Genomic DNA, 18,850 nt, shown 5'->3' with positions numbered 1-18,850 from the left:
GACTCATGTCGCAGACCACTCCCGAGGGCCTGCACCGGCTCGCGTTCGGCGGGGACTACAACCCCGAACAATGGCCGGAAAGCGTCTGGCAGGAGGACGTCCGGCTCATGCGGGAGGCCGGCGTCACCATGGTGAGCGTCGGGATCTTCTCCTGGGCCCTCCTCGAACCGGAACCGGGCCGCTACGACTTCGGCTGGCTCGACCGGCTCCTCGACCTGCTCCACGAGCACGGCGTCCGGGTCGACCTGGGCACGCCGACCGTGGCGCCGCCCGCCTGGTTCTACCGCGCCCACCCGGAGGCCCTGCCCGTCACCGCCGACGGGGTCCGCCACTCCTACGGCTCACGCGGGGCGATCTGCCACAGCTCCGCCGCCTACCGCACGGCCGCCGCCGGCATCACCACCGAACTGGCCCGCCGCTACGGCAGCCACCCCGCGCTCGCCCTCTGGCACGTCCACAACGAGTACGGCGTCCCGGTCAGCGCCTGCTACTGCGACGGCTGCGCCGCCCATTTCCGCCGCTGGCTGGACCGCGCGTACGGCTCGGTGGAGGCGGTGAACGAGGCCTGGGGCACCGCCTTCTGGGGCCAGCGGTACGGCTCGTACGAGGAGATCGACCCGCCGAGGACCACCCCGACCGTCGGCAACCCGGCGCAGCAGCTCGACTACCGCCGCTTCGCCGACGCCACCCTCCGCGAGAACTTCCGGATGGAACGGGACATCCTGCACGACCTGGCCCCCGGCATCCCGGTCACCACCAACTTCATGACCGCCCTCAGCCAGTGCGACTCCCTCGACTACTGGGCCTGGGCGCGCGAGGTCGACCTCGTCACCAACGACCACTACCTCATCACCGACGGCCGCCGCACCCACGTCAACCTCGCCATGGCCGCCGACCTCACCCGCTCCGTCGCCGGCGGCGCGCCCTGGCTGCTCCTCGAGCACTCCACGTCCGGGGTGAACTGGCAGGCCCGCAACCCGGCCAAGCGGCCCGGCGAGATGGCCCGCAACTCCCTCGCGCACGTCGCCCGCGGCTCCGAGGGCGCCATGTTCTTCCAGTGGCGCCAGTCCCGGCGCGGCGCCGAGAAGTTCCACTCCTCGATGGTCCCGCACGGCGGCACCGACACCCGGATCTGGCGCGAGGTCGTCGCCCTCGGCGCCGACCTGGACGCGCTGGCCGAGGTGCGCGGCACCCGGACCGTCCCCGACGTCGCCGTGCTCTGGGACTGGCACTCCTGGTGGGCGCAGAGCCTTGAATGGCGGCCGAACGAGGCCCATGACGCCCGCGAGCGCGCCGACAGCTTCTACGAGACCCTCTACGACCGGCACCTCACCGTCGACTTCGCCCACCCCGAGGCCGACCTCTCGGCCTACCCGCTGGTCGTCGTGCCCGCGCTGTACCTCATGACCGAGGCCGCCGGGCAGAACCTCCGCGAGTACGTCGAGAACGGCGGCACCCTCGTCGTCTCGTACTTCTCCGGGATCGTCGACGAGCACGACGCCGTCCACCCCGGGGCCTACCCCGGCACCCTGCGCGACGTCCTCGGCCTCACCGTGGAGGAGTGGTCGCCGCTCCTCGACGACGAGCGCGTACGGATCGAGGGACCTGACGGCGCCGCGCTCACCGGCGACGTGTGGACGGAGTTCGTCCGGCCGCGGGGCGCCGAGACCGTGTGGACGTACGCGGACGGGCCGGCCGCCGGCGGGCCCGCGGTCACCCGGCACCGGCTCGGCCGGGGCACCGCCTGGTACGTCTCCACCCGCCTCGACGCGGCCTCGCTCGACACGATCGTCGCGGCCGCCTCCGAGGACGCCGGGGTCTCCCCGCGCGCCGCGCTCCCGCGTGACGTGGAGGTCGTGCGCCGCGCCGGGGAGAGCGCGGAGTACCTCTTCGTGCTCAACCACTCCGGCGAGGACGCCGTGGTGCCGCTGGACGGCACCGGAACGGAACTCCTCGCCGACGGCGCCCCGGCGGTCGGCAGGATCACCGTCCCGGCCGGCGCCGTCAGGGTCGTACGCCTCGACGCCTGACCGCACCACCCCTCCCCCGGCCCGACGCCGGGGCCCTGATCTCCCCGGGGGCGGCCCGCACCCGCTGCGCCGCCCCCGGGTGAGCCGTACCACCCCCCGTAAGGAAACGCACCACTCACCTGTCCGCCACCGTCGAAGGGACTCGACGATGCACCCCGCTCCCCTCAGAAGCCGTGTCCGTCTGCGCGCCGCGGCCGTCGCCGCCGCGCTCGGCGCCCTGCTCCTGGCCCCGCTGCCCGCCGCACAGCAGGCAGAGGCCGCCGCCACCCTCACCAACGCCGGGTTCGAGAGCGACGCCGCCGGGACCGCCACCCCGGCCGGCTGGTCCACCTACTCGGCCGCCGGCCAGAACGCCGCCTCGTTCACCGAGGCCGGGGGCCACAGCGGCGGCTACCGCCTGAGCCACTGGTCGGCCTCCGCGTACAAGGTGGAGACGTACCAGTACCTCACCGGACTCGCCGACGGCACGTACACGCTCAGCGCCTGGGTCCGCTCGGGCGGCGGCCAGAACGCCGCCTACCTGGCCCTGCGCAACTGCGGCTCCGCGGAGCAGCGCACGGACCTGCCGGTGACGACCAGCTCCTGGATACGGATCGTCACCCCGGTCACCGTGACCGGCGGCGCCTGCACGATCAGCGTCAACTCCGACGCAAAGGCGGGCAACTGGCTGAACGTGGACGACCTGACGTTCACCTCCGGTACGACCGGCCTCGCCGTCAAGGGCGTCGACCTGTCCACCCTCAAGAAGAGCGAGGACCTCGGCGGCACCTACCGCACGAGCGCGGGGACGACGGGCGACCCGGTCGCCATCCTGAAGAACGCGGGTGCGAACTACGGCCGCCTCAAGGTGTGGGTGAACCCCGCCGACGGCTACAACGACAAGGCCCGGGTCCTCGCCACGGCGAAGCGCATCAAAGCCCAGGGCATGAAGCTGCTCGTCGACTTCCACTACTCCGACATCTGGGCCGACCCGGGCGCCCAGACGAAGCCCGCCGCCTGGCAGGGCCACTCGTACACGCAGCTGAGGACGGACGTCTACAACCACACGTACGACGTCCTGAACGCCCTGAAGGCGCAGGGCACCACGGCCGACATGGTGCAGATCGGCAACGAGATCAACACCGGCATGCTGTGGCCCGAGGGCTCGACGTCCCACTGGTCCCAGCTGGCGGGGCTGCTCAACTCCGGGATCTCGGCCGCCAAGACGGTCTCGTCGACCACCCAGATCGCCCTGCACCTCGCGCACGGCGGCGACAACGCCCTGTACCGCACCTGGTTCGACAACGCCAGGGCACAGGGCGTGAGTTACGACGTGATCGCGCTGTCCTTCTACGGCTACTGGCACGGCGCCCTCGCCTCCCTGCAGACGAACATGGACGACATCTCGGCCCGTTACGGCAAGAAGGTCCTCGTCGTGGAGACCGCGTACCCGTTCCGCCTCGACAGCGAGGACTCCCACGAGAACATCATCGACCTGTCCTCGGAGCTGGTCGCCGGCTACCCGGCGAGCCCTGCCGGTCAGTCGGCCTGGCTGCGGGACATCATGAACGTCGTGGAGGCGGTCCCGAGCGGCCGCGGCCTCGGCGTCGTCTACTGGGAGCCGGCCTGGACCGCCGTCACCGGCAACGGCTGGGACCCGGCCGACCCCTCCTCCGGCAACGGCTGGGAGAACCAGGCCCTGTTCGACTACGACAGCAGGCTGCTGCCGGCGGCGAGCTGGCTCGCCCACCGCTGATCGGCACCCGCTGATCCGCACACCGCTGATCCACACCCCATGAGGAAGGGGCGGGCTCGCATCCGAGCCCGCCCCTTCCGGTTGTCCCGGCTACCACTCGGCGAGCGAGCCGTCGTCGCGGCGCCAGGCCGGGTTGCGCCACCGGTGCCCGGCCTCGGCCGCGCGCTCGACCGCCTTCGCGTCGACCTCGATCCCGAGGCCCGGCCCGGTGGGCAGGCCCACGTGCCCGTCCTCGTACCGGAAGACCGACGGGTCGACCAGATAGTCGAGCAGATCGGAGCCGGTGTTGTAGTGGATGCCGAGGCTCTGCTCCTGGATCAGCAGGTTCGGCGCGGCGAAGCCGACCTGAAGGCAGGAGGCGAGCGCGATCGGGCCGAGCGGGCAGTGCGGGGCGAGGGAGACGTCGTACGCCTCCGCCATCGCGGCGATCCTGCGCACCTCGGAGATGCCGCCGGCGTGCGAGAGGTCCGGCTGCGCGACCGCGATGCCCTGGGCGAGGACCTGCTTGAAGTCCCAGCGGGAGTAGAGGCGTTCGCCGGTCGCGATCGGGATGGAGGTGGAGCGGACGATGTCGCCGATGTGGTCGCTCATCTCCGGGACGACCGGCTCCTCCACGAAGAACGGCAGATACGGCTCCAGGAGCGGCAGGACCCGGCGGGCCATCGGGGCGGTGAGCCGTCCGTGGAAGTCGATGGCGATGTCGAACTCGTCGCCGACGGCCTCGCGGATCGAGGCGACGCGGTCCACGATGGCCTGCGTGGCGGCGGGGGTGTCGATGAGCCGCAGCTGCGCCGAGGCGTTCATCTTGATCGCGGTGAAGCCCTCGTTCTTACGGGCCAGGGCCTCCGAGGCGACCTCGTCGGGGCGGTCGCCGCCGATCCAGCTGTAGACGCGGGCGCGGTCGCGGACGTTCCCGCCGAGCAGCTGCCAGACGGGGACGCCGAGGGCCTTGCCCGTGATGTCCCACAGGGCCTGGTCGATGCCGGCGACGGCGCTGGAGAGGACCGGGCCGCCGCGGTAGAAGCCGCCCTTGGTGAGGACCTGCCAGTGGTCCTCGATCTTCATCGGGTCCTGGCCGACCAGATAGTCGGAGAGCTCCTCGACGGCGGCGGCCACGGTGTGCGCGCGGCCCTCGACGACGGGTTCGCCCCAGCCCGTGATGCCCTCGTCGGTGTCGACGCGCAGGAAGCACCAGCGCGGGGCGACCAGGTAGGTGCGCAGGGAGGTGATCTTCACTTGGATTCCTTCTTCACGGTCCAGCCGCCGTCGACGACCAGGTTGGTTCCGGTGATGTACGCGGCGTCGGCGGAGGCGAGGAAGGCGACGGCCGAGGCCACCTCCTCGGGGCGGCCGAGCCGGGCGAGGGCCGTGGCGTCGGCGGAGAGCCGGCGTCCCTCCTCGTCGACGTCGTTCCAGACGTCGGTGAGGATGGGGCCCGGCAGGACGGAGTTGAAGCGCACGTCGGGCCCGTACTCGACGGCCAGCTGACGGACCAGGGCGCACATGCCGCCCTTCGCGGCGGCGTACGCGGCGTAACCGGGAAGGCCGAAGTCGGCGTGCACGCTGGAGGTGGCGACGAGGCTGCCGCGCTCGGCGCGCAGGTCGTCGAGGAAGGTGCGGGTGGCGAGGTACAGGGCCCGCAGGTTGATGGCCATCTCCCGGTCCCAGGTGGCGACGGGGAGTTCGTGGGCGGCGGCGGAGGTGTGGGTGAAGGCGTTGCTGTGGAGGATGCTCACCGGGCCGAAGCGGGCGTGGGTCTCGGCGCGCAGGGCGGTCCAGTCCTCCTCGGACGCCACGTCGCAGCGGACGTAGGCGGCTCGGCCGCCGTCGGCGCGGATCGCGGCGGCGACGGCCTCGCCCGCGTCGCCCGCGATGTCGGAGACGATCACGGACGCGCCCTCGGCGGCGAGCCGGGCGGCGCTGGCCGCCCCGATGCCGGAGGCCGCTCCCGTGACGACGGCGGTCTGTCCGGAGAAACGGTTCATGGTGTGGGTTCCTGGTGTTTCCGAATGCGGGTACGGGGGCGCGGCGCCGTCAGCGCGTGATGTCCTGGGCCGCGAGCAGGCCCAGTTCGGCGCGGCGCGGGAGGCCCTCCCAGTCGCCGGGGACGGAGACCGCGAAGGCCCCGCAGAGCGCGGCGAGGCGGAGGCGCTCCTCCACCGGGGAGCCGTCGAGGACGGCGGAGAGATAGCCGGAGACGAAGGCGTCGCCCGCGCCGACGGGGTCGACGGCGGTGACGGGGACGGCGGGCCTGACGTGCGGGGCGCCGTCGCCGGTGGCCACGAGGGCTCCCCGCGCGCCGAGTTTGAGCACGGCCTGCCCCGGCCCGAGGAGGGTCAGGGCGCGGGCCATCCGCTCGGGCTCGTCCTCGGGCACGAAGAGGGAGGCCTCCTCGGGACCCGCGAAGACGATGTCGGCGGACGGAAGGAGGCCGGCAAGCGCCTCGGCGGCCTCGGCGCGGCTCCAGAGGCGTTCGCGGTGGTTGACGTCGAGGGAGACGGTGACCCCGGCGGCGCGGGCGAGCGCGACGGCGTGGGTGACGGCGGCGCGGGCGGTGTCGCTCAACGCCGGGGTGATGCCGGTGACATGGAGGACCCGTGCCCCGGTGATCTGCTTCTCGTCGAGGTCCTCGGGGGCGAGCCGGGAGCCGGCGAGACCGGCGCGGTAGTAGCTGACGCGGAGCCGGTCGGCGGTGCGCCGCTCACGGAGCATGAGGCCCGTGGGCGCGGCCGGGTCCGTACGGGCGGCGGAGACGTCGACGCCCTCGGCGCGGAGTCCCGCGAGGACCATCGCACCGGCCGCGTCGTCGCCGAGCCGGCCGGTCCAGGCGGCCCGGTGGCCGAGGCGGCTGACACCGATGGCGACGGTCGCCTCGGCACCGGCCCAGCCGAGGCGGAGGGCCGCGCCCGTGGCGAGCGGACCGGGTTCGGTGGCGGCGACGACGGCCATGGCCTCGCCGAGGGTGACGAGAGCCGCGGGAGTTCCGGACGTCGTCGGGGAGGTCGGCTCGGACGTCATCGGGCCGGATGTCGGGCCGGCCGTGACCGGGCCGGAGGCCATCGGCTCGGACGTCCTCGGCTCGGACGTCATCGGCGTATCCCGTCGAGGAAGGCGGCGGCGCGCTCGGTGAGCGCGGCGAGGGAGCCGCCCTCACAGGCGTCCCCGACGAGGGGGCCCCCGATGCCGAGCGCGGTGGCGCCTGCGGCGAGGTAGGCGGGCGCGTCGGCGGCACCGATGCCGCCGGTCGGCACGAGGGGGACGTGGGGCAGCGGGGCGCGGACGGCACGGAGGTACTCCGGTCCCCCGGTGGCGGCGGGGAAGAGCTTCACCATGGTGGCGCCCGCCCGCCAGGCGGTGAGGATCTCGGTGGGGGTGTACGCGCCGGGCAGCACGGGGACGCCGAGCCGGACGGCCTCCGCGATGACCTCGGTGGAGGTGGTCGGGGTGATGAGGTAGGTGGCCCCGGCCTCGACGGCCGCCTGGGCCTCGGCGGGCGTGGTGACCGTACCGGCGCCGAGGGCGAGTCCGGGCGGGGCGTCGGCGGCGTACTCGCGCAGGGCGTCGAGCACGCCGGGGGTGGTGAGGGTGAACTCGGCGGCGCGGACCCCGCACGCCAGGAGGGTGTCGGTGACTTCGGCGAAACGGGTCGCGGAGGTGGAGCGGAGGATCGCGATGACGGGCGCGGCGTCGAGGGCGGCACGGAGGCCGTCGGCAGCACCGGCGTCGAGGGCGGCTCGGGGGCCGTCGTCGGGGCCGGCTGTCTGGTGCGGGGCGGTCATGGCGTGTCGCGGCTTCTTCCTTGGTGCGGGGCGTGTGCGGCGGTACGGGTCAGCGGTCCGCGTACGGAAGTTGGGGGCGTCCGGCGGTACGGGGCAGCGGCGCGCGTGCGGAGGCGGGCGAGCGTGCGGCGGTACGGGTCAGCGGTCCGCGTACGGAAGTTGGGGGCTTCCGGCTGTGCGGGTCAGCGGTCCGCGTACGGGGGCTGGGGCAGGCCCGTGGCGCCCGGGCGGCAGGCGAACAGGCGGCCGGCTTCCGGTTCCGCCCGTCGGCGTTCCTCGTCGAGGCCCTCCGTCGCCGTCGTGATCACCAGGACGTCGAGGCCGGGCCCGGCGAAGGCACAGCTCGTCACGTGCGAGGCGGGGACCTCCACGCGCGCGTGGAGGGTGCCTTCGGGGGTGAACGCGAGGACTTCGCCGCCTCCCCAGACGGCGACCCAGACCCGTCCCTCGCTGTCGACGGTGAGGCCGTCCGGCACGCCCCGGTCGAGGACCGCGAAGGGGCGGCGGTCGCTCAGGGTGCCGTTCGCCGCGTCGTAGGCGAAGACGTCGACCCGGCCGGTGGGGCTGTCGGCGTAGTAGAGGCGGGTGCCGTCCGGGCTCCAGCCGAGGCCGTTGGAGATGGTGACGGAGTCGATGAGGGTGACGAGGCCGTCGCCGTCGAGGCGGTAGAGGGCGCCCGCGCCGGGGCTCTCGTCGTACGCCATCGTCCCGGCGAGGAGCCGGCCCGCGGGGTCGACCGCGGCGTCGTTCATCCGGCGCGACAGGCCGTCGTCGGGCAGGACGGGCGCGGCGAGTTCGACGGCCTCGGTGACCGGCCGGTCCTGCTCCAGGCGCAGGAAGGAGGTGCCGGCCGCGGCGAGCAGGGCTCCGGAGGCGCAGGGCAGGGCGGCGCCGACCGGCCGGTCGAACCGGAGCGTGGCGACGGGGGCGAGGTCCGGTCGGCCGTCGTCGTCGGTGAGCGCGGCCCGGTGGACAAGGCCCTCGGGGATGTCCACCCAGAGCAGTTCCTGGCGCCGGGTGTCCCAGACGGGACCTTCCGTCAAGCGTCCGGGCAGGGGGGAGCAGGGCACGGCCCTGAGCTGCTGCATCTGGCCTCCTCGGTCGGCGGGTGGAGCGGCACGACTACGGGTTCGTCTAACGGTTGTAAATATCCCGTCCACTCCTTCTTCCAACCCTTTGAATAAGATCGCGGTACGGGGACCCACCCGGGCCGTACCAGCGGAGGACAGCAGCCATGATCAAGCGGACGTCGCAGGACATTCGCCGTCTCAACCGCTTCGAGGTCCTGCGGCGCTTCTACGCGGGGTCCGGCGCCGTCAGCCGCCAGGATCTCGCGGCGGCGACCGGTCTCTCCTTCGCCACCGTCGCCAACCTGACCTCCGAACTCCTGGAGGCCGGTGTCCTCGCCGAGGCGGGCCACGAGGACTCCAGTGGCGGGCGGCCCCGCGCGCGGCTCGCGGTCAACGCCGACCGGGGCGCGCTCATCGGCGTCGACATCGCCGAGACCTCCGTCCACGCCGAACTCTTCGACCTGGCCCTGGAGGTCCGGCACTCCGTCGCACGCCCGCTCCCCCCGGGTGACGTCCGGCCCGCCGACGTCGTCGAAGAGCTCGCCGCCTGCGTCGAGGAACTGCTGCGCGTCTCCGGGGTGCCCCGCGCGCGCGTGCTCGGCGTGGGCGTCAGCGTCCCGGGCATGGTGGAGCACGAGGGCGGGGTCTCCTCCTTCTCGCCCTACTGGTCCTGGCACGAGGTACCGCTGCGCGCCCTGCTCGACGAACGCCTCGGGCTGCCCCTCCGGCTCGACAACCCGCTGCGGGCCAGCACCGTCGCCGAGCTGTGGTTCGGTGCGGGGCGGGAGGCGGACGACCTGGTCGTGCTCACCCTGCGGGCCGGTGTCGGCGCCGGGATCGCGATCGGCGGCCAGCTCTACCGGGGGTTCACCAACAGCGCGGGAGAGTGGGGCCACACCTGCCTCGCGATCGACGGCCGGCTCTGCACCTGCGGCAACCGGGGCTGTGTGGAGGCGTACGTCAGCACCCGGGGGATCGCGCGGACCTGGCGCGAACTCGCCCCCGGCGACGAGCGGGCGACGGGTCCCGACGACGCGGAAACGGTCGCCGCGCTCGCGCACGCGGCGGCGGACGGGGACCCGGCGGCCGCCGAGGCCGTCGAGCGGACGGGGCGCCATCTGGGCGCGGCGGTGGCGAACCTGGTCAATCTGCTCAACCCCCGGGTCCTCGTCCTCGGCAACCAGGTCGTCGACCTGCTCGGCGAGCGCCTGCTGAGCGCCACGTACGAGGCGGTCACCCGGCACGCGCTTCCGCTGCCGCACGGGGCGGCGACCCTGCGGCGCAGCGCGGTCCCCCACAACGCGGTCACCCGGGGCGCGGCGGCCTTCGCCCTGGAGGGCTTCCTCGACGACCGGGAGGTCTTCGGCCCGGTCAGCCGAACGCGCCGCCCCCGGGAGCGGAAAGGGGACGGCGTACGCGCCGGGGCCACCGATGCGGAAGCCTGACCTCGCCCACGACGACGCGGCCGCGGCGGCCGCCGGCACCCTCTCCGCCACAACCACCCCGACCCCGACCCGCGCCTCAGCGCATCACACGGTGGCCGAGCCGCTCCGACAGTTGGTCCGCGCCCTTCACCGCGAGGGCCGTGAGTTCGTTCTCCCGCTCCTCCGTCCAGCGGTGTGCCGGTACGGAGACGGAGAGCGCCGCGACGACCCGGCCGGAGCGGTCGCGGACCGGTGCGGCGACGCAGCTGACGTCGGGGTTGGACTCCTGCTGCTCGACGGCGACCCCGAGGATCCGGATCTCCGCGAGCGCGGCGCGCAGGGCGTCCGGGTCCGTGAGGCTGTGGGGTGTCATGCCGGTGAGCTCGCGGCCTTCGAAACGCTCGTCGAGCTCCGCCTCGGGCAGTGTGGCGAGCAGCATCTTGCCGACGGCGGTGCAGTGGGCGGGCAGCCGTCGGCCGGCCGCGGAGACCATCCGTACCGCGTGGGTGGAGTCGACCTTGGCGATGTAGATGACGTCGGTGTCCTCGAGGACGGCCACATGGACGGTCTCGCCGCACGTGTCGACGACCTCGCGGGCGACCTGGTGACCCTCGGCCGCGAGGTCGAGCTGCTCGGCGTACCTGCTGCCGAGCTGGTACGTGCGGACACCGAGGCGGTAGCGGCCGGGCTGCTCCGGGACCGGGACCAGGTAGCTGCGCGCGGTCAGGGTGCTGACCAGCTCGTGCGTGGTCGTGCGCGGCAGCTGGAGTCTGCGGGTGATCTCGGGGGCGGACAGCGTCCCGTCGCCCTCCAGGAAGAGCTCCAGTATGTCGAATGCCCTGGTCACCGCCGGAACGAGTCGTCCCATGGATCCCCCACCTCGCCTCTGCCCGTTCGAAATTCCGTACCTCGACCGAAATCGCGAACAGAGACTAGCGGCGCGGCCGAGGGCGGGCAACGGTTCCGACAGAGCCCGGGTGAACGCACTCCCATTGACACCCCGGCGGGCCGCTGCCTACGGTCGCGCCGATGCACCGAACGTGATTCGGTATCCCGAACAACTCGTCCGCGCCCACCGGGAGCAACCACCGTGCGCATCACGGGAATCACCACTCATGTCGTCGGCACGCCCTGGCGCAATCTCACCTACGTCCTGGTCCACACGGACGAGGGTCTTACCGGGGTCGGCGAGACCCGGATGCTGGGGCACACCGACGCACTCGTCGGTTACCTGCGCGAGGCGGAGGCCAACCACATCACCGGCTCGGACCCGTTCGCGGTCGAGGATCTCGTACGGCGCATGAAGTACGGCGACTTCGGGCGCGCGGGCGAGATCGTCATGTCCGGCATCGCGGTCGTGGAGATGGCCTGCTGGGACATCAAGGGCAAGGCGCTCGGCGTGCCCGTCTGGCAGCTGCTCGGCGGACAGGTGACCGACCGGGTCAAGGCGTACGCCAACGGCTGGTACACCACCGAGCGCACCCCGGAGGCCTACCACGCGGCGGCCCGCGAGGTCGTGGCGCGCGGCTACCGGGCGCTGAAGATCGACCCCTTCGGCAACGGCCACTACGAGCTCGACCACGAACGGAGCCGGTACGCGGTCTCCCTGATCGAGGCCGTGCGGGACGCGATCGGCCCCGACACGGAGCTGATGGTGGAGATGCACGGACGCTTCTCCCCCGCCACGGCGGTACGGCTCGCCCGTGAGCTGGCCCCGTTCCGGCCCGCCTGGTTGGAGGAGCCGGTGCCGCCGGAGAACCTCAAGGCCCTCGCGAAGGTGGCCGGCAAGGTGGACCTGCCGATCGCCACCGGCGAACGGATCCACGACCGGATCGAGTTCCGCGAACTCTTCGAGTCACAGGCCGCCGACATCATCCAGCCGGACGTCGGCCACATCGGCGGCATCCTGGAGGCCCGCAAGCTCGCCGCCACCGCCGAGACCCACTACGTCCTCGTCGCCCCGCACAACGTCGGCGGCCCGGTCCTCACCGCCGCCACCCTCCAACTCGCCGCCTGCACACCCAACTTCAAGATCCTGGAACACTTCAACGACTTCGCCGACGCGGAGATCAAGAAGATCGTGCGCGGCGCTCCCGAGGTCGACCCGGAGACCGGCTGCTTCACCGTCTCCCACGCCCCCGGACTCGGCGTCGAACTCGACACCGACGCCGCCGCCGAATTCCCCCAGCAGCAGGCCCGGTTCGACCTGTGGGCCGAGGGCTGGGAGAAGAGGCAGCCGAAGTGAGCGCCGGGCTCCCGGCCGTGAGCCGCGCGGTCCTCGTCGAACGGCCGGGCACCCACCGGCTGATCGAGCGGGAGATCCCGGTGCCCGGTCCGGGCGAGGTACGGGTGCGGGTCGCCGCCGCCGGGATCTGCATGAGCGACCGCGAGCTGTACGAGGGCCGCCGGGCCCCCGGCTACGTCAGCTATCCGGTGGTGCCCGGCCACGAGTGGTCCGGCACCGTGGACGCGGTCGGCGCCGGGGTCGACCCCGCGCTCCTCGGCAGGCCGTGCGTCGGCGAGGGCTTCCGGTCCTGCGGCCGGTGCGAGCGCTGCCGGTACGGCGAGACCAGTCTGTGCACGGCCGGGTACGCCGAGACCGGGTTCACCGAACCGGGCGCGTTCGCCGACCACCTCCTCGTACCGGCGAGGCTGCTGCACCCCCTGCCGGACGGGACGGACCTCCGGGCCGCGGCCCTGCTCGAACCGGCCGCCGTGGTGGCCGCGGCGGTACGGGCCGGGCAGCCCCGCCCCGGTGAGCGGATCGCCGTGGTCGGCGCCGGGACGCTCGGACTGCTCGCCGCCCAGTGGCTCGCGGCCTCCTCCCCCGCCGAACTCGCCGTCGTGGACCCGCGCGCCGAGCGGGCGGCCAAGGCCCTGGAGTTCGGCGCGAGCCGGGCGCTCACCCCGGGCGAGGCGGAGGGCGAGACCGGGCGCTTCGACCTCGTCGTGGAGACCGCGGGGGCGCCCACCACGGCCGCCTCCTCCTGTCTCCTCGCCCGCCGGGGCGGACGGGTGGTGCTCACCGGCATGTTCACGGCGGGGGCCACCGGGATCGACCCCGTCCATCTGTCCGTCAGCCAGCTGGAGGTCCGCAGCGTCTTCGGCGCCTCCTCCGCCGCCTGGGCCGACGCGGTGCGCGCCTTCTCCCTGGGGCTGCTCGACCCGGCCCCGCTGGTCACCCACGAGTTCCCGCTCGCACGGTTCGGCGAGGCGCTCGCCCTGGTGGGCGGCGGCGACCCGGACACGGGCAAGGTCCTCCTGCGTCCCTGAGCAACTCCGCTTCCTGTCTCCGTACGTACTACGGGAACGCCTCGACGTCGAAGCGCTTCGATCTTCTTGGGTCGTCTCTCTGGACAGGTCAACACGGTCGCGTTACGGTCTCGCTGAGCCGCCGCAGCAGTGGTTCGACAGCTTTCGACGGGAGTCGTCGAAGCGATTCACCTCAGTCACGGCCCGCGGGGAGAACGGATGGTCACGCTTGCCGAGGTCGCCCGGCACGCCGGAGTGTCGGCCAGCACGGTGAGCTATGTCCTCAGCGGCAAGCGGCCCATCTCGGATCCCACCCGGCAGCGGGTGCGGGCCAGCATCGACCAGCTCGGCTACCAGCCGCACGCGGGCGCACGCGCCCTCGCGAGCAGCCGTTCGCGGATCATCGCGCTCATGGTGCCGCTGCGCACCGACATGTACGTACCCGTGATGCTGGAGATCGCGGTCGCCGTCGCCACCGCCGCCCGCGCCCACGGCTACGACGTGCTGCTCCTCACCGGTGAGGAGGGCCCATCGGCGCTGCGCCGGGTCACCGGCAGCGGTCTCGCCGAGGCGGTGATCCTGATGGACGTCCAGCTCGACGACGAGCGGCTGCCGGTGCTCCGCGCCGCCGGGCCGCCGGCCGTCCTGGTCGGCATGCCCGCCGATCCCACGGGCCTCAACTGCGTCGACCTGGACTTCGCGGCGGCCGGAGCGTTGTGCGTGGAGCATCTGGCGGGTCTCGGGCACCGGGAGATCGCGGTGATCGGTGAGGCCCCCGGTGTCTACGCGCGGCACACCGGCTTCGCCGAGCGGACCCTGCGGGGGCTCCGCGACCGGGCCTCCGAGCTCGGCGTCAGCCTGCTGCACCGGCCGTGCGAGGGCGGGCACGACGCCGTGGCGGGCGTGCTCGCCCGGATCTTCGACGAGCGGCCGGGGGTGAGCGCGTTCGTCGTGCAGAACGAGACGGCGGTCGAGCCGCTGCTCGCGCTGCTGCGGCGCACGGGCCGTGCCGTACCGGAGGACGTGTCGGTGGTCGCGGTCTGCGCCGACCAGATCGCCGTGCAGGCCTCGGTGGCGCTCAGCTCGGTGGCGATCCCGGCGCAGGAGCTGGGTCGGCGGGCGGTGGAGCGGCTCATCGCGCGCCTGACCCGGCCGGAGGGGGCGGCGGACGCCGTGGGGGTCGAACTCCTCACGCCCGAACTGACCGTACGAGACAGCTCGGGCCCGCCCGCCCCACGCGAACCGAGGAACTGACCGCACGCGCCCCACCACGACGGTGCTCAGGATCCGACGGTCCGTTCCTCCCCGGCGCGCAGGATGAGACGGCTCGCCCCCGCCGGGGTCCTGAGGTCGATCTCCGCGTCCCGGTCCGGGCGGAGGACCGCCTCGTACGCGCCCGGTGACCAGCTGAGGTCCAGGCGGGCGCCGAACCGGGTCCGTACGCCCGTGAGCCGGCCGCGCGGATACCGGGCCGGCGGCGCGGGCAGCAGGACGAGCCGGCCGGGCGTGGACTGCACGAGGGCCTCGACGAGGAGGGCGGGCAGGGCATGGGCGGCGTCGGCGTTGTAGACGTCGCGGGCCGGGTAGTGCGCGCTCATCAGGGAGTCGTGGAAGTAGTCGCCCGTCAGGACGCGGTCGAGGGCGGCGCCGGTGCGGGCCGCGTCCCGCAGCCGGGCGGCGACGAGACCGTGGTGGAGGTGCCCGTGGGCCGAGTCGTTCTCGCTGCCCCGGAGTTCGAGGGCGCGCCGGGCGGCCCGGGCGAGGACGGGGGTGTCGTACGGGTTGATCTCGTCGAGCGGCCAGACGGGGTACAGGTGGCTGAGGTGCCGGTGGTCGTAGCGGTCGCCGAGTCCGGGCCAGGCCCACTCGGCGAGCGCCCCCTCCTCGTTGACCCGGTACTCCGGGAGTCGGTCGGCGAGCGCCCGCAGGCGGTCGGCGTCCCGTGCCGGCGCGCGGTCGGCGGCCGCCCGCAGGGCGTGCCGGGCGGCGGCGATGTCCATGGTGGCGTTGACGGCTCCCCAGCTCCCGCCGCGCGGACGGTTCTCCGGGGAGTAGGAGGGGACGACGGCGATCCGTCCGTCGGGTCCTGTGCGGGTGAGGAAGTCCTCGTAGAAGAGGGCGAGTTCGGCGAGGGCGGCCGAGGTCATCGGGTCCCGTCCGCCGTTCGTCTCCTCGTCGTCGAGGAGCGGCTTGAGGAGCCAGTCGGCGCCGGCGGTCCACAGGTGGAGGGGGTACTCGCGGCTGAAGTGGTACGTGTGCCCCGAGACGCCGTCCGTGTGGGAGGGGGCGACGATGCCCCGGGTGCCGAAGATCGCCCTGGCGTTCGCCCGCCAGTCGTCCCGCTGTCCGTGCACCAGGGAGGCGTGGGCCGCCGTCACCTCGGGGAGGTCGGCGGCGACGGAGGACGCGGTCTGGAGGTTGAGGTTGGCGTTGGTGGTGAACGCCCCCGCCCAGGCCGTGTTCCAGTCGCCGGTCCAGAGCCCGGTGAGGCGGGGCGGATGCGTACCGGAGGAGGAGAGCAGGTGGTAGCGGCCGGCCGCGAAGAGGCGTTCCAGGAGGGCGGGGCTTCCGGGGCGGCGCAGGAGGGCGGAGCCGGGGAGGGCCCGCTCGGTCTCGTCGGCGCCGAGGTCGAGGGTGACGCGCCGGTAGGCGGTGGTGTGCAGGCCGGTGTGGCGGGCGAGCAGCCGGGCGTGATGCGCCGCGGGATCCGCGGAGGTCCGGCCGCCGGTCAGGGCCCGCAGGGCCTCGGTCTCCCGGGCCGTGCCGACGGATCCGGCGTGGCTCCACACCCGGGTGAGGAGCAGCAGCTGCCCGGCGCCCTCGACGCGGACGCCGCCGGCCGTGACCGTGGTGCGGCCGCCGTCGGTGAGCAGCAGCGTGAGGCCGGTGTAGCCGAGCGGGCTTTCGGGGTAGCGGGCGCGCAGGGTGAGGACGGTCTCCCCGCGTGCGGTGGTGACGCCGCGTCCCGCGCCGAGGCCGGCGGGGACGCCTGGCAGCCGGTGGTCGAGGTCGATCTCGACGGCGGGGCCCGGAGAGGTGACGTACTGGACGAGGACGTCGTCCGCGCGGGAGACGAAGACCTCGCTGCGCCGTTCCCCGCTCACGCAGGCGACGACCCCGGTGGTGAAGTCGACGGACCGCCGCACGGGGACGTCCGGGGTGCCGTGTGTGCTCCGTACGCGGGTCAGGAAGCCGGGGTGGAAGGGCCGCACCCAGCGCAGCGGCTGCCCGTCCGTGAACCGTTCGGCCGCTGTCATGGCCCCCGTGAGCAGGGCGTCCTGGAGGGCGGGGAGCGCGGCGGCGAGCCGGGGCGGCGCGGTGGCGCCGGGCGGGTTGTTCGGCCGTACGAGGGTGTGGTGGGTGACGATCACCCGGTCGTCCACGGGGTCGCCGTGGACGAGGGCGCCGTGGCGGCCGTTCCCGGTGAGGAAGGCGTCCTCCCAGCGGGCCGCGGGCGCGGGTTCCCAGGTGCCGTGGATCACGGAAGCTCCCCGGCCGCGGCGTCCGGTACCGGCCCGGTGTCCTCGAGGACCGCGACGCCGTACCGCTCCAGCTTCACCGCCCCCTCGACCGTGGTGCGGGTGAGCAGCTCGTGGTGGCGGCCGGGCAGGGGCACGGTGACCGGGTCGCGGCCGTGGTGGAGGAGGAAGAGGAGGTCGCCGCGGCGGACGGCTTCGACGCCCTCGGGCAGGTCGTCGAGGACGGGCCGGGCGCCGGCCTCGTGGGCCGCGGCGGCGAGGAGGGCGCGGAGGCCCTCGGGTTCGGGGAGGGTGGAGACGTACCAGGCGCGGCCGTTGCGGAGGACGGCGGGCAGGCCGTCGAGTTCGCCTCCCCGGTAGGCGGCGACGGTCTCGGCGCCGGGGGCGGGGGTGAGCTCCTCGGACCAGAGGGTGCCCCGGAAGGCGGGCCGGCCGGCGGTGTCGGCGCCGTCCGTGGCGGGGCCGCAGTCCACGTGCTCGCCCTCGTCGAGGGGCCACCACTCCTGGAGGAGGTCGATGCCGAGGAGGTCGCGGAGCCTGGCGTCCATGCCGCCGGGGCGGACGCGGTCGTCCTGGTCGGCGATGCCGGTGAGGAAGCCGCAGACGAGGGTGCCGCCGCCGCGCACGTAGGCGAGGAGGTTCTCGATGGCGGTGTCGTCGAGGAGGTAGAGGTGCGGGACGACGACGAGACGGTGGCCGCCGAGGTCGTGGTGGGGGTGGGCGAAGGAGACGGGGAGGTGGGCGTCCCAGAGGGCGCGGTGCCAGGCGCGGACGATCTCGGCGTGGTCGAGCCGGGTGGAGAGCGCCCCGTCCTGGGCGCCGGCCCACCAGGAGTCCCAGTCGTGCAGGACGGCGATGTCGGTGGTGACGCGACTGCCGGCGACGCGGGGGCCGAGCCGGGCGAGGTCCTCGCCGACGCGTACGGTCTCCTGGAAGACGCGGCCCCGCTCTCCCGTGTGGCCGAGCATGCCCGAGTGGAACTTCTCCGTGCCCTGCCGGGACTGGCGCCACTGGAAGTAGCAGACGGCGTCGGCGCCGTGGGCGACGGCCTGGAGGGCCCAGAGGCGGTTGAGGCCGTACGGCTTGGGGTGGTTGACGCCCCGCCAGTTGACCGCTCCGGCGGCCTGTTCCATGACCATCCAGGGCCGGCCGCCGCCCTGGGAGCGGGTCAGGTCGCCGATCATCGCGTTGTACTGGCCCGCGGCCGGGTCCCGCGGGTCGGGGTAGACGTCGACGGAGACGAGGTCCTCCTCCGCCGCCCACGCCCAGCCGTCCTGACCGGACCAGAACGGCATGAAGTTGGTGGTCACGGGGAGGTGCGGGGTGTGGCGGCGGACGATGTCACGCTCGGCGCGGTAGCACTCGAGGAGCTGGTCCGAGGTGTAGCGCCGGAAGTCGAGGACGTGTGCCGGGTTCTTCATGTAGTGGGCGTGGCGGGGTGGCAGGACTTCGGCCCAGTCGCCGTACCGCTGGCTCCAGAAGTCGGTGCCCCAGGCGGTGTTGAGGGCGTCGAGGGTGCCGTAGCGGTCCTGGAGCCAGCGGCGGAAGGTGCGGGCGGCCTCGTCGCCCCAGTCGTGGGTGCAGTACTCGTTGTTGATGTGCCACATGGTGAGGGCCGGGTGGTGGGCGTAGCGGGCGGCGAGGTCCTCGGTGATCGCCGCCGCGTACCGTCGGTAGACCTCGCTGGAGTGGGAGAAGTGCTGGCGCGAGCCCCACCACTCGGTCCTGCCGTCCTCGTCGCGGGGCAGCGTCTCGGGGTGGAGCCGTCCCATCCACGGCGGTGGTGAGGAGGTGGGGGTGGCGAGGACGACACCGATGCCGTTCTCGTGCGTGAGGTCCATGAGCCGGTCGAGCCAGCCGAACTCGCGGGCTCCGGGCGTCGGTTCGATGCGGGACCAGGAGAAGATCCCGAGGGTGACGGAGTCGACGCCGGCGCGGCGCATGAGCCGGACGTCCTCGGCCCAGGTCTCCTCGGGCCACTGCTCGGGGTTCCAGTCGCCGCCGTACAGGATCCGGGGCGGGCGGCCGGGCGGGCGGGTCACGTCGTCGAGGCTCGGCATCGGAATCTCCGTAGGGGGTGG

Annotated in this window: 14 protein-coding genes; 6 read left to right on the top strand and 8 right to left on the bottom strand. The window is 73.7% G+C overall.

Features of this window, described 5'->3' with window-relative positions:
- Positions 1-5: 5 nt before the first annotated feature.
- Both ACZ4VK_RS18800 and ACZ4VK_RS18795 read left to right on the top strand, forming a co-directional pair.
- Entirely contained in the window at positions 6-2,030 is a 2,025-nt protein-coding gene (locus tag ACZ4VK_RS18800; RefSeq protein WP_468353472.1) for a beta-galactosidase, read from the top strand.
- A 148-nt stretch (positions 2,031-2,178) separates the two neighbouring features.
- A complete protein-coding gene (locus ACZ4VK_RS18795; RefSeq protein WP_468353471.1) occupies positions 2,179-3,765 on the top strand; it encodes a glycoside hydrolase family 53 protein in 1,587 nt (528 codons plus the stop codon).
- Positions 3,766-3,855: 90 nt separating this feature from the next.
- Here the strand turns inward: ACZ4VK_RS18795 and dgoD are convergent, their stop codons facing one another.
- The 5 genes from dgoD to ACZ4VK_RS18770 all read right to left on the bottom strand — a co-directional run bounded on the left by dgoD (position 3,856) and on the right by ACZ4VK_RS18770 (position 8,632).
- The gene (gene dgoD / locus ACZ4VK_RS18790) at positions 3,856-5,001 is read right to left on the bottom strand and encodes a galactonate dehydratase (protein ID WP_468353470.1); all 1,146 of its coding nucleotides are present in this window, start codon (positions 4,999-5,001) and stop codon (positions 3,856-3,858) included.
- Positions 4,998-5,750, bottom strand: a complete 753-nt coding sequence (locus tag ACZ4VK_RS18785) for an SDR family NAD(P)-dependent oxidoreductase (RefSeq protein WP_468353469.1) — start codon at positions 5,748-5,750, stop codon at positions 4,998-5,000. The genes dgoD and ACZ4VK_RS18785 overlap by 4 nt, the downstream gene beginning before the upstream one ends.
- A gap of 49 nt (positions 5,751-5,799) precedes the next feature.
- The gene (locus ACZ4VK_RS18780; RefSeq protein ID WP_468353664.1) at positions 5,800-6,783 is read right to left on the bottom strand and encodes a sugar kinase; all 984 of its coding nucleotides are present in this window, start codon (positions 6,781-6,783) and stop codon (positions 5,800-5,802) included.
- A gap of 68 nt (positions 6,784-6,851) precedes the next feature.
- Positions 6,852-7,544 (bottom strand): bifunctional 4-hydroxy-2-oxoglutarate aldolase/2-dehydro-3-deoxy-phosphogluconate aldolase, encoded by a 693-nt coding sequence (locus tag ACZ4VK_RS18775; protein ID WP_468353468.1) that lies wholly within the window; start codon positions 7,542-7,544, stop codon positions 6,852-6,854.
- A gap of 182 nt (positions 7,545-7,726) precedes the next feature.
- Positions 7,727-8,632, bottom strand: a complete 906-nt coding sequence (locus ACZ4VK_RS18770) for an SMP-30/gluconolactonase/LRE family protein (RefSeq protein WP_468353467.1) — start codon at positions 8,630-8,632, stop codon at positions 7,727-7,729.
- A gap of 146 nt (positions 8,633-8,778) precedes the next feature.
- Here ACZ4VK_RS18770 and ACZ4VK_RS18765 point away from each other — a divergent pair, with 146 nt between their 5' ends.
- Positions 8,779-10,059: an ROK family protein gene (locus ACZ4VK_RS18765; protein WP_468353466.1), complete on the top strand. Its 1,281-nt coding sequence runs from the start codon at positions 8,779-8,781 to the stop codon at positions 10,057-10,059.
- 76 nt (positions 10,060-10,135) lie between these two features.
- Here ACZ4VK_RS18765 and ACZ4VK_RS18760 read toward each other — a convergent pair whose 3' ends face one another.
- The gene (locus ACZ4VK_RS18760; RefSeq protein WP_468353465.1) at positions 10,136-10,906 is read right to left on the bottom strand and encodes an IclR family transcriptional regulator; all 771 of its coding nucleotides are present in this window, start codon (positions 10,904-10,906) and stop codon (positions 10,136-10,138) included.
- Positions 10,907-11,128: 222 nt separating this feature from the next.
- Here ACZ4VK_RS18760 and ACZ4VK_RS18755 point away from each other — a divergent pair, with 222 nt between their 5' ends.
- The 3 genes from ACZ4VK_RS18755 to ACZ4VK_RS18745 all read left to right on the top strand — a co-directional run bounded on the left by ACZ4VK_RS18755 (position 11,129) and on the right by ACZ4VK_RS18745 (position 14,544).
- Positions 11,129-12,283: a mandelate racemase/muconate lactonizing enzyme family protein gene (locus ACZ4VK_RS18755; protein WP_468353464.1), complete on the top strand. Its 1,155-nt coding sequence runs from the start codon at positions 11,129-11,131 to the stop codon at positions 12,281-12,283.
- The gene (locus ACZ4VK_RS18750) at positions 12,280-13,311 is read left to right on the top strand and encodes a zinc-dependent alcohol dehydrogenase (protein ID WP_468353463.1); all 1,032 of its coding nucleotides are present in this window, start codon (positions 12,280-12,282) and stop codon (positions 13,309-13,311) included. The genes ACZ4VK_RS18755 and ACZ4VK_RS18750 overlap by 4 nt, the downstream gene beginning before the upstream one ends.
- Before the next feature lie 198 nt (positions 13,312-13,509).
- Positions 13,510-14,544, top strand: a complete 1,035-nt coding sequence (locus tag ACZ4VK_RS18745) for a LacI family DNA-binding transcriptional regulator (protein ID WP_468353462.1) — start codon at positions 13,510-13,512, stop codon at positions 14,542-14,544.
- A 26-nt stretch (positions 14,545-14,570) separates the two neighbouring features.
- Here the strand turns inward: ACZ4VK_RS18745 and ACZ4VK_RS18740 are convergent, their stop codons facing one another.
- Positions 14,571-16,772, bottom strand: coding sequence for a glycosyl hydrolase family 95 catalytic domain-containing protein (locus ACZ4VK_RS18740; RefSeq protein ID WP_468353461.1), 2,202 nt, complete (start codon positions 16,770-16,772; stop codon positions 14,571-14,573).
- Positions 16,769-18,829: a beta-galactosidase gene (locus ACZ4VK_RS18735; RefSeq protein WP_468353460.1), complete on the bottom strand. Its 2,061-nt coding sequence runs from the start codon at positions 18,827-18,829 to the stop codon at positions 16,769-16,771. Before ACZ4VK_RS18735 ends, ACZ4VK_RS18740 begins: the two co-directional genes overlap by 4 nt.
- Positions 18,830-18,850: the final 21 nt, after the last annotated feature.

The sequence above is a fragment of the Streptomyces sp. NPDC028711 genome (assembly GCF_055565415.1).
The sequence above is the reverse complement of the archived record's forward strand: the minus strand, read 5'-3'. Positions and strand labels throughout refer to the sequence as shown.